At 66.8% G+C, this 11,286-nt stretch carries 9 protein-coding genes; 4 read left to right on the top strand and 5 right to left on the bottom strand.

The window, feature by feature from the left end:
* Positions 1–55: 55 nt before the first annotated feature.
* The 5 genes from RT662_RS11625 to RT662_RS11605 are packed head-to-tail and all read right to left on the bottom strand — an operon-like array spanning position 56 to position 6,660.
* The gene (locus tag RT662_RS11625; protein WP_313670869.1) at positions 56–1,753 is read right to left on the bottom strand and encodes an N-acyl-D-amino-acid deacylase family protein; all 1,698 of its coding nucleotides are present in this window, start codon (positions 1,751–1,753) and stop codon (positions 56–58) included.
* A gap of 31 nt (positions 1,754–1,784) precedes the next feature.
* The gene (pdeM, locus tag RT662_RS11620; RefSeq protein WP_313670868.1) at positions 1,785–2,447 is read right to left on the bottom strand and encodes a ligase-associated DNA damage response endonuclease PdeM; all 663 of its coding nucleotides are present in this window, start codon (positions 2,445–2,447) and stop codon (positions 1,785–1,787) included.
* Entirely contained in the window at positions 2,444–3,766 is a 1,323-nt protein-coding gene (locus tag RT662_RS11615; RefSeq protein WP_313670867.1) for an oligopeptide:H+ symporter, read from the bottom strand. The genes pdeM and RT662_RS11615 overlap by 4 nt, the downstream gene beginning before the upstream one ends.
* 9 nt (positions 3,767–3,775) lie before the next feature.
* Positions 3,776–6,196: a ligase-associated DNA damage response DEXH box helicase gene (locus tag RT662_RS11610; protein ID WP_313670866.1), complete on the bottom strand. Its 2,421-nt coding sequence runs from the start codon at positions 6,194–6,196 to the stop codon at positions 3,776–3,778.
* Between the two features lie 32 nt (positions 6,197–6,228).
* Positions 6,229–6,660, bottom strand: coding sequence for a DUF3617 domain-containing protein (locus RT662_RS11605; protein WP_313670865.1), 432 nt, complete (start codon positions 6,658–6,660; stop codon positions 6,229–6,231).
* A 70-nt stretch (positions 6,661–6,730) separates the two neighbouring features.
* Between RT662_RS11605 and RT662_RS11600 the strand changes: the two genes are divergently transcribed.
* The 4 genes from RT662_RS11600 to RT662_RS11585 form a co-directional block, all read left to right on the top strand.
* Positions 6,731–7,735 carry a ligase-associated DNA damage response exonuclease gene (locus RT662_RS11600; protein WP_313670864.1) on the top strand — a complete coding sequence of 335 codons (1,005 nt, stop codon included), beginning with the start codon at positions 6,731–6,733 and terminating at the stop codon, positions 7,733–7,735.
* A 33-nt stretch (positions 7,736–7,768) separates the two neighbouring features.
* Entirely contained in the window at positions 7,769–8,803 is a 1,035-nt protein-coding gene (locus RT662_RS11595) for a quinone-dependent dihydroorotate dehydrogenase (RefSeq protein WP_313670863.1), read from the top strand.
* Positions 8,804–8,844: 41 nt separating this feature from the next.
* Positions 8,845–10,578 carry a gamma-glutamyltransferase gene (ggt, locus tag RT662_RS11590; protein ID WP_313670862.1) on the top strand — a complete coding sequence of 578 codons (1,734 nt, stop codon included), beginning with the start codon at positions 8,845–8,847 and terminating at the stop codon, positions 10,576–10,578.
* Positions 10,579–10,621: 43 nt separating this feature from the next.
* A partial coding sequence (locus tag RT662_RS11585) for an AMP-binding protein (protein ID WP_313670861.1) occupies positions 10,622–11,286 on the top strand: 665 nt, incomplete at its 3' end.

The raw sequence follows: 11,286 nt of genomic DNA, 5'->3' as shown, positions 1-11,286 counted from the left end.
CGGTCAAGCGTAACTTCGATGAACGGCGTGCTGGACGCGCCGAGTCGCGGGCTTTTCAGCCACTTGTGCCGCCGCGCAGCAGCCGGCCGGGCAGCAAGCCGGTGGCTTCGCCATCGCGGTAGGTGATCTGGCCCGCCACCAGAGTGACGCGATAGCCCGCCGCCCGCTGCAACAGGCGGCGACCGCCCGCGGGCAAATCATGCGCCACCTCCGGCGGCAGCAAGGCAAGCGCCGCGAGGTCGATCAGGTTGATGTCGGCCCGCTGGCCCGGCGCCAGCAGGCCGCGATCAGCCAGGCCGACAGCGCGTGCGGTGTCGTGGGACTGGCGCTTGATCAGATGCTCAAGTGGCAACCGGCCATGGGTGCGATCGCGCGCCCAGTGGGTGAGCAAGGTGGTGGGAAAACTGCCGTCGCAGATCATGCCGACATGCGCGCCGCCATCGGACAGGCCGGGGATAGTGTCAGGATGGTCCAGCATCGCGCCAACCGCGTCGAGATCGCCATCGGCAAAATTCAGGAACGGCACATAGATCATGCCGGCGCGCAGCCATTCGGCGGCCACCACTTCATACGCCACCCCGCGCCGCATTGCTTCGGCCGCCAGGCTGGTTTCGGGCAGCGGCTCATAATTGGGCGGGTTGCCCAGCTGATACATGTCGCTCCAACGGTGCAGCAGCGCCGTACCGAGCGCATTGCCCTTGGCCGGCGGGTTGGCGATCAGGCGGGCGACAAAATCCGGATCGGCAAGGCTGCGGCGCTGTTCATCAAGGCTGGCAGCCTTTGACCAATCCGGGTGCAGGCTGAACGGGTTCAAGGTGAGATCAAGGCCCAGCAGCACGCCCACGGGCCTTGCGGCCACCTGCGCCTTCATCGGCAGGCCTGCTGCGGTTGCCTGTTCCAGCAGGTCGAGCAGCTTGCGCCAGCCCAGCGGCGCGACCGGTGACTGCGCGAGGGAGAAGCTGAGCGGCCGGCCGGAGCGTTCGCACAGCCGGCGCATCATGGCGAATTCCGTCACCGGATCGGCAAAATCGGAAACGAACTGCAGCACGCCCTTGCCGGCCCGGCCCAGCGCAAGCGCGATGCCCATCAACTCGTCCTCAGCGGCGGTCAGCGTTGGCGTCGGCTGACCATCGGACGTGCGGTGGTTGAGGGTGCGCGACGTCGAAAAGCCCATCGCCCCGGCGTGCATCGCCGTTTCGGCCAGCGCCGCCATCTGCGCGATATCCTCCGCGCTCGCCGCTTCGCGATTGGCGCCGCGTTCGCCCATCACGAACACCCGCAGGGCCGCATGCGGCAGTTGCAGGCCGATATCCATGTCGAAGGCGCGGCCCTGAAGACTGTCGAGATAGTCGGGGAAGCTTTGCCAGTTCCATGGCAGGCCTTCCTTGAGCACGGGGAAGGGCAGATCTTCCACCCCTTCCATCAGGCGGATCAGCCGATCCTGATCCGCCACCCGGCACGGTGCAAAGCCGACGCCGCAATTGCCGGCAATCACCGTGGTGACGCCGTGCCATGACGACGGTTGCAGCCGCTGATCCCAGGTCGCCTGCCCGTCATAATGGGTGTGCACGTCAACAAAGCCGGGAGTGACCAGCAGGCCCTTGGCGTCGATCTCTTCGACGCCTCGCCCGTTCACGGTACCAACGGCGGCGATGCGGCCATCTTTCACCGCGACATCGCCATCAAAACCGGGGCTGCCGCTCCCGTCGACAATGTGGCCCTTGCGGATGACGAGATCGAAATCGCTGCTCATGAGTGGAGCGTCTCCCGATGGGGAGGCAACGTCAACCTACCGGAAAACGCAACAGCCGCTCACCGTCGACCACCAGAGCCGTCGCCGGCCCCGCCAGCGCCGCCTGCAAGGCCGGATCGGCGATATCGAGCCCGCCCGTAAAGGCGCCATAGGCCGGCAGAATCAGCTTGGTTGCACTGTGGGCAAAGCAGCGCCGCGCGATGTGGCGGCCACGGTGGCGGATCACCAGCTTGGGGTGGAAATGGCCAGAAAGTTCGGGTGTGGCATCGGCCGGATCGGCTTCGTGGCGCAGCACCAGCGGGCCGATGCGGCCTTCCTCCAACACCCGGCCGCCAAGCACGGCGGCGGCATCTCCGTCATGATTGCCGGTGATCCACCACCAATCGAGGCTGCGCGTCATCGTCATCAACGCGCGGCGGATTTCGTCCGACAATCGGTCAGGGCCGGCTTCGTCGTGGAACGAATCGCCCAGGCACACCAGCCGCTGCGCGCCGGTTGCTTCCACCGCGGCGATCAGATTGGCCAGCGTGTCGGCAGTGGCGTGCGGCGGCAACAGCCAGCCTTTGCGGGCAAAATGGCTGGCCTTTTCGAAGTGGAGATCGGCAACAAACAAGGTCGCCTCTGCCGGCCACCACAGCGCGCCGCAGGCCAGCGCTTCAACCTGTTCACCGGCAAAGGAAAAGCCGGTGCTCACGCCCGCATCAGCCGCGCCACCAGTGGCCGCAGCACCAGGGCGACGACGGTGCCGGCCAACGCCACCGCCGCCATCAACCACCAGAAGCCGGCCGGCCCCAGCGGTTCGTAGAAGCGACCGAACCAGCCCGACAGGATATTGGCAGCGCCAAAGGCCGCGATGTTGAGGCTCATCAGCGTGGTGGCCAGCCGCGCCGGCGCATGGGCCGAAACAAAGGCATTGGATGGCGGATCGAGCCAGCCGTAAGACAGGTCGATCACAAAAAAGAAGCCCAGCACAGCCAGGAACGGCACTTGCGCGCCGCCTGCATCCGGCGTCACCAAGGCGAGAATTACCCAGGCCGCAGCCACGAGCACGCCGGCCACCGCCAACTTGGCCAGCGTGCCGGGTTCACGTGGGCCAAGCCACGCCCACAGCCGCAGGGCCAATCCGATGCCCAGGATCGTCAACAGCCCGTCCACCGTCAGCAGCCAGGTGACCGGCACGGAAAAGCCGGCAACGTCGCGGTTCATGGCGGTTTCGGCCCAGACCAGAAGCAGATTATACGCCTGCATGGCCGCCGCATACACGATCATGTAGGGCAGCAGCATCAGGCCAATGGCAATGATGGCCGGCAGATCACCGGCCGATGCCACCACCACCGCCCGCTGGCGGGACTGATCGGGCGGCAGGTGCCGGGTGCCGGCCACATAGATGGCAAGCCCGGCCAGCATGCCGATGCCGGCAGCGCCGAAGCCCCAGTGCCAGCCCACCTCTTCGCCCAGCGTGCCGCACACCAGCGGCGCCAGCACAGAGCCGACATTGAGCGCCATCAGATGGATGGCATAGGCGCGGGTGCGCCGCGTATCGCCGGCAGCATAGAGCATGCCAACCTGAGCATAGAGATTGCCCTTGAGGCAGCCGCCACCGGCCAACAAGAGCCCCAGCGCCGGCAGGAACAAGACTTCCACCGCCATCGCCAGATGACCCGCCGCCATCAGCACCAGACCGGCCATGACCGTGCGCCGCTGCCCCCAGGCCACATCGGCAAGCCAGCCGCCGAGCAGCGGCGCGATGTTGAACAGCCCAATGTAGAGGCCGAACAACTGGGCGGCAAAGGCGGTATTGGAAAGCGGGCCCGTCGCAGCCTCGATTCCGGTGCGCAGGCCGGCAAGCCCCCACACGCCGGCCGCGACATCGGCATCCAGCAGATGGCCGGCGAGATAGAGCGGCAACAGCGCCTGCATGCCGTAGAAGGAAAAGCGCTCCCAGGCCTGGGTGGAGGCAAGAAAGCCAAGGCCCTTCGGGTGGCCGAAAAACACGGTGTCGGGAGAGCGCATGCTGCCTGCCTAGCCGACAGCCATGGCCTCGGCAATCAGCGCCTCGGCCTCGGCAAGCAGCGCAGAATCGGCACTGTCACCCACCCGTTCGCGCCCGATGGTGAGCAGCGACGGCACCGCCAGCGGGGTCACGTGCGCAGCGCGGACATGGCTCAGCCGCGCGTGCGCCTGTTCCAGCAGCGCCGCCAGCCGGGCAATGTCCGTCAGCTTTCCGCGCGCATCGGTCCAGGCGGCGGTGAGCAGCAGGTGATCAGGTTCGTGCCGGCGCAGCACGTCGTAGATCAGGTCGGATGATACGCTCATCGACTTGCCGCTCTTGTGCACGCCGGGCTGCACCCGCTCGATCAGGCCGCCGATGATGGCGACTTCGCGAAATGCCCGCCGCAGAAAGGGCGAGGCGGCGAGCCATTCGGCCAGTTCATCCTCCAGCACGGTCGGATCGAACAAGGGCTGCGGATCATCCACCGGATCGAGGCTCCAGCAGGCCATGGCATAATCGCTGGCGACGAAGCCCAGCGGCTTCAGCCCGGCCCGCTCCATGCGCTGCGTCACCAGCATCCCCAGCGTCTGGTGCGCCGGGTGGCCGGCGAAACCATAAACCACCATGTACCAGCGATCATCGCGCTGGAACGTCTCCACCAGCACATCGTCGGTGCCCGGCAGGCGCGAGACGCGATCTTGGATGGCCAGCCATTCGCGCACGTCGCCCGGCATTTCGGGCCAGCGCCCTCGATCGTTCATCAGGCCGCGTACCCTCGCTGCCAGCCGCGTCGTCATCGGCATGCGCCCGCCGGCATAGACCGGCACTTTCGGGCTGCCGCGCCCCATGCGCACATGGATATCGGCGCCGTCGAAGCCGGTAACTTCCAGCGTCTGGCCGGCGAACATGAAACTGTCCCCCACCCGCAGTTGCCCGGCGAAATATTCCTCGACCTGGCCCAGTTTGCGGCCGTGGCGGCTGGATTTGCCGCTGCCGAACACGACGTTCATGGCGACAGCTTCGACGATGGTGCCGCTGTTCATCCGCCATTGCCGCGCCAGCGCCGCCGAGCGTAGCCGCACGCGGCCATCGGGCTGGGTCACAAGCCGCTGGTAGCGTTCATAAGCCTTCAGTGCATAGCCACCGGTCGCGGCATAGCCGAGCACGGCATCAAAGCTATCGCGGGTAACGCCGGCATAAGGCGCGGCGCTTTTCACTTCGTCATACAGATCGTCAGGCAAGAACGGTCCGGCCGCCGCGCAGCCAACGACATGCTGGGCCAACACATCGAGCGCTCCAGGACGGAAACCGTCTGGGTCCAGCTCGCCGGCCTGCACCGCGTCCCGCGCGGCCAGCGCCTCCAGATATTCGAAGCGGTTGCCGGGCACGATCAGGCAGCGGCTGGCTTCATCCATGCGGTGATTGGCACGGCCGGTGCGTTGCAGCAGGCGCGACGCGCCCTTGGGCGCACCCATCTGGATGACGAGATCAACGTCGCCCCAATCGAGGCCGAGATCGAGGCTGGCCGTCGCCACGATGGCGCGCAATTTGCCGGCCGCCATCGCCGCCTCCACCTTGCGGCGGGCTTCGGGCGCCAGGCTGCCGTGGTGGATACCGATCGGCAGCGATTGGTCATTTTCCGCCCACAGATCGCGGAACACGAGTTCGGCAACCGCGCGGGTGTTGACGAAGACGATGGCCAGCCGCGCACTCTCGATGCGGCGCATGACGGCCCGCGCCGCCCAGCGGCCGTTGTGCCCGCCCCAGGGAATGCGATCGTCGATCACCAGGATATCGATGGCTGGATCGGCGCCACCCTCGGCCACCACGATCTCGACCTGCGTGGAATCGGCATCTGGCGCCAGCCAGCCGGCCCAGCTTTCCGGATCGGCGATGGTGGCGGACAGGCCTACGCGCTGCAGCGCCGGCGCGAGGCGTTGCAAGCGGGCCAGGCACAGCATCAATTGGTCGCCGCGCTTGGTGGTACCGAAGGCGTGGACTTCATCGATGATGACACGCTTCACCCCGGCCATCATCGCCGCAGCTTCCGGGTTGGAGAGGAGATTGGCCAGGCTTTCCGGCGTCGTCAGCAGGATGTGCGGCGGTTCTTCCTTCTGCCGGGCCTTGCGGGCGGCTGGCGTATCCCCGGTGCGGGTTTCCACCCTGATATCAAGGCCCATCTCGGCAATTGGATTCAGCAGATTGCGCTGCACATCCACCGCCAGCGCCTTCAGCGGCGAGATGTAAAGCGTGTGCAGCCCCTCATGCGGCGTAGTCGCCAGATCGGCCAGTGTCGGCAGAAACCCCGCCAGCGTCTTGCCTGCCCCGGTCGGCGCCGTCAGCAGCGCGTGGCGGCCCTTTGCTGCGGCATCCAGCATCGCCAGCTGGTGGGCGCGCACCTGCCAGCCGCGCACGGCAAACCAGTTGGCGATGATGGGGGGCAGGCTCACCCCCCGCTCGTGCCCCGGCTAGGCGAGAGCCGTCAACAGGGGCCGAGACGCTTGCCCATGGTGCGCGACACCGATTGCACCGCGCCGCCGCTCATTTTGGAACGGATGTCATAGGAAACCGGGCTGTAGGTGCCGGAAACGGCGATCAGTTGCGGGGTGGGGGCGCCGGTCTTGCACTCCATCACGGCGTTGATGCGGCCAGCGGTGGCGGCGAAACTCCGATAGCGGCAGGCGCCATTGGATTTGCCAATCACGTCGCGCGGGCCAGCGGCGGCCTCCTTGGGCGTGATGCAGATGGTGGCGCTCATTGGTTTGCCCATCATGCGCTTGGCCATTTCCGGAGGCATGCCCGGCATTGTCATTGATTCGACCGTGGTGGTTGTCTGCCACTTGCCCGGCGTCACCGGGGATTCGGCACTAGCCGCACTCGCCAGGCCCAGCATCGACAGCATTATTGCGCGCATTGTCACTCCCCCCGGCAAACTGTTCCGCGCCAACTTTACACAGTGGCGCGGTGATGCAAGGCCTGATGCCATGGCTGACGCGCCCGACTGGATCCTGCCCCAACCGCAAGGCCTCTATCTGCCCGGCATCGACGCCTGGGTTGATCCGTCGCGCCCGCAGGCCCGCGCCATCATCACCCACGGCCACGCCGATCACGCCCGCGCCGGGCACGGCTCGGTGCTGGCCACCGCCGAAACGCTGGCGATCATGCACCAGCGCTTTGGCCCGCAGCCGGGCGGGCAGGCGCTGGCCTGTGGCGAACGGCTGGCGCTAGGCGACGGCCTGGCACTCATGTTGCTGCCGGCCGGGCATGTGCTGGGTTCGGCGCAGGTGGTGCTGGAAAAGGCGGGCACGCGCATCATCATTTCTGGCGACTACAAGCGCCGCGCGGATCCGACCTGCACCTTATTCGAGCCGCTGGCCTGCGATATCTTCATCACCGAAGCCACCTTCGGCCTGCCGGTGTTCCGCCATCCCGGCACCGCCAGCGAAATCGCCAGGCTGCTGGCGGCACTCAGCGCCAATCCGGATCGCTGTGTGGCGGTGGGGGCCTATGCGTTGGGCAAGGCGCAGCGGGTGATCGCCGAACTGCGCCGCGCCGGGCACGATGCGCCGATCTATCTGCACGGTGCGATGACCGCCCTGTGTGCGCTCTATGAAGCGCACGGGGTGGCCCTCGGCGATTTGCGCCCGGTCGGCACCTTGAAGGGCGATGCCCTGAAGGGCGCCATCATCATCGCGCCGCCTTCGGCCCTGCGCGATGTGTGGAGCCGCCGCCTGCCCGATCCGATCACCGCCATGGCCAGCGGCTGGATGCGCGTGCGCCAACGCGCCGTGCAGAGCGGCATCGAACTGCCGCTGGTGATTTCCGATCACGCCGATTGGGACGAGCTGACCGCCACCATCAGCGAGCTGAACCCCGCCGAAGTGTGGGTGACACACGGCCGCGAAGAGGCGCTCATTCACTGGTGCGGCCTCCACCAGCGCCGGGCAAGGGCGCTGGACATGGTCGGGCGGGACGATGAGGGGGATTGAACCCCGTCCGCCGCCCTGCCATGGCGGTGACCGATGTTTGCCGCTCTCAAACCCCTCTTGTTCGCGCTTGATCCGGAAGCGGCGCACAATCTGACTCTGGCCGCGCTGAAGACCGGGTTGGTGCCCGCTGCGCCAGCTGATGATCCCATCCTCGCCACCACGCTGGCCGGTCTGAAGCTGCCCAACCCGATCGGACTCGCCGCTGGCTTCGACAAGGATGCCGAAGTGCCAGACGCGATGCTGCGCCTGGGCTTCGGCTTCGTCGAATGCGGCAGCGTCTGCCCGCGGCCGCAGCCGGGCAATGCCAAACCGCGGCTGTTCCGGCTGACGGAGGATGAAGCGGTGATCAATCGCTTTGGTTTCAACTCCAAGGGTGTCGAGTTCGCCCATGCCCGCCTCACCGCTCGCCAGGGCAAGCCGGGCATTGTTGGCATCAACCTGGGGGCCAACAAGGACAGTGAGGACCGCACCGGCGATTATGTCACCGGCCTGCGCGCACTGGCGCCGCTGGCGTCATACGTCACCGTCAATATCTCCTCGCCCAACACGCCGGGCCTGCGCAGCCTGCAGGATGGCGCGGCGCTCGCCGATCTGATCGCACGGGTGATGGAGGCCAGAGGCGCGCTCGATGTGCCGCTGTTCGTGAAGGTCGCCCCCGATCAGGGTGAGGATGATTGGACCACCATCGCCCGCGCCTGCATTGATGGCGGAGTGGACGGCCTGATCGTGTCCAACACCACCATCACACGGCCGGCACTCAGCAGCCGCCATGCCGGCGAAACTGGTGGCCTGTCGGGGAAGCCGCTGAAGCCACTGGCGCTGACGGCCCTCAAGCGCTTCCGCTCCGAAACCGGCGGGGCACTGCCGCTGATCGCGGTGGGCGGCATCGCTTCGGGTCAGGACGCCTATGACCGCATCCGCGCCGGCGCGAGCGCGGTGCAGCTTTATTCGGCGCTGGTCTATCAGGGGCCGGGGCTGGTGACGCGCATCAAGGCCGATCTGGCCGCGCTGCTGCGCCGCGACGGTTTTGCCTGCGTGGACGCCGCCGCGGCAGCCCCACAAGTTTAGCCACTTTTCAGGCGCGCAAATCGGCCTAAGGTGCCTGTCCCATGAAAACCACGCTCTTCCTCGCCGCTTCCTTCCTTGCCACTGCGGCCGTGGCTCAACCCATTCCGAAGGATGCTGACAGCGGCCCAGTGCAGGCCGCCAGCACTGCCGGAGCCGGCCCGTTCAAGGCGGTGGTCTCGGCCGCCAACCCGATGGCATCAGAAGCCGGCCTGAGCATCCTGAAACAGGGCGGCAGCGCGGCTGACGCCGCCATTGCCACCATGCTGGCGCTGACCGTGGTGGAGCCGCAAAGTTCCGGCATCGGTGGCGGCGGCTTCATCGTCTATCAGCCGGCCAACGGCCCGGTGGGCAGCATCGATGGCCGCGAGAAGGCCCCCGGCGTCGCCAGCCCGAAGCAGTTTCTTGATGAGAACGGCAAGCCGATGCCCTTCATGCAGGCTGCCACCGGCGGCCGCAGCGTGGGCGTGCCGGGCAATGTCGCGCTCGCTGCCGAAGCCCACAGGAAGTGGGGCAAGCTGCCGTGGGCAAAGCTGTTCGAACCGGCGATCAAACTGGCCGAAGGTTTCACCATTTCGCCCACCATGGCGCGCTTTATCGCCTTTGGGCAGGACAGTCTGAAACAGGCCGGCCCGGAAGGCCGTGCGCTCTATTATGACAAGGACGGTGCGCCGCTGAAGGCCGGCACGACCTTTCGCAACGACAAGCTCGCCGCCACGCTGCGGCTGATCGCGGCCAAGGGCGCTGATGGCTTTTACAAGGGCCCGATTGCGCAAGCGATCGTGAAGACCGTGAGCACCGCCGAGGCGAACCCCACCGCGATGACGCTGGCCGATCTCGCCGCCTACAAGGCCGAAGTGCGCGCGCCGGTGTGCGGCAGCTACCGCCAATACAAGATCTGCGGCATGGGCCCGCCATCGTCGGGCGGCACCGGTGTGCTGGCCATGCTGAAGCAGCTGGAACGCTTCGACATGAAGGGGCTGGGCAAGGACAATCCGGTGGCCTGGCATCTGTTTGCCGAAAGCCAGCGCCTCGCCATCGCCGACCGCGAGAAGTGGATCGGCGATCCGGGCTTTGTCGAAGTGCCCACCAAGGGCCTGGCTGATCCCGCCTATCTGGCGGCCCGCTCGTCCCTGATCGATGCTGGTGGCCGCATTGGCAAGGCCGAACCCGGGATGCCGGCCGGCGCACCGGTGGCGCGGGTGAACGCGGCCGACAATGAGGTGGCCGGCACCACCAATTTCGCCGTGGCCGATTCCATGGGCAACATCACCACCTGGACGTCGACCGTGGAAAAGACCTTCGGTTCCGGCCTGGTCGCCGAAGGCTTCGTGCTCAACAACGAGCTGACTGATTTCAACTTCGCCCCGGAAGATCAGGGCAAACTCACCGCCAATCATGTGCAGCCCGGCAAGCGGCCGCGCTCGGCGATGTCGCCCACCATCGTTTATGATGCGTCGGGCAAGGCCATTCTCGCCATCGGCGCGGCCGGCGGCGTCACCATCATCGCGCAGGTGAGCAAGGCCATCATCGGCGTGCTGGATTGGGGCTTGCCGGTGGAAGAGGCCATCGCGCTGCCACAGCTGATTGCCATCGGGGATCGTTTTGCCGTGGAAAAGGGCACCATGCTCGAAGCCATGATTCCAGCCTTCGCCGCCATGGGCCACAAGCCGGTGGCGACCGCGTTGCCGCTCAAGCTGAATGGCGTGCAGCGCGTGGCTGGTGGCTGGCGCGGCGGTGCTGATGCGCGCGGCGAAGGCCGGCCGGCGGGTTATTGACGAGAACAACAAGGGGCGACAAACGACCCCGTGGGAGAGGATGATGTTGCCGAAATTGCCGCCCTTGCGGCCCGCCACCATTGCCGCGCGCATTGATGCCGCGCCCAATCTGGTCACGCTGTTTCTGGATCGGGCCGATGAACAACCGGCTGCGCCTTTCCTGGTCGCCAAGGTTGGCGGCGAGTGGCAGACGATCAGTTGGGGCGAAGCACGCGATATCGTCGCCAGCCTGTCGGCTGCGCTGACCGCCGCGGGCATCAATCGCGGCGATCGGGTGGTACTGGTTTCGGAGAACCGCCCGGAATGGTGCCTGGCCGATCTCGCCGTGATGGCCGCTGGCGCCATCACTGTGCCGGCCTACATCACCAACACTGAAGCCGATCACACCCATATCCTGACCAACAGTGGCGCCAAGGCGGCGCTGGTATCGGGCCCGAAGCTGGCCAAGGCGCTGCTGCCGGCCGCCATGGCCACCGACAATTGCCGCACCATCATTGCGCTGGAGCCGGTGCAGGAGGTGCAGGGCCTTGCCATTCACGACTGGGCCAAGCTGATCGCCGGCCGCGCCCCCATGCTGGATGAAGACCGCGCTGCCCTCAAGGCGCGTGCCACCATGAAGCGCGAGGATCTGGCCTGCATCATCTACACCAGCGGCACCGGCGGACTGCCGCGCGGCGTACGCCAGCATCATGGTGCGATCATGCGCAA

It is taken from the genome of Sandarakinorhabdus sp. (assembly GCF_032115815.1).
In the GTDB taxonomy this organism is placed as follows: domain Bacteria; phylum Pseudomonadota; class Alphaproteobacteria; order Sphingomonadales; family Sphingomonadaceae; genus Sandarakinorhabdus.
The sequence above is the reverse complement of the archived record's forward strand: the minus strand, read 5'-3'. Positions and strand labels throughout refer to the sequence as shown.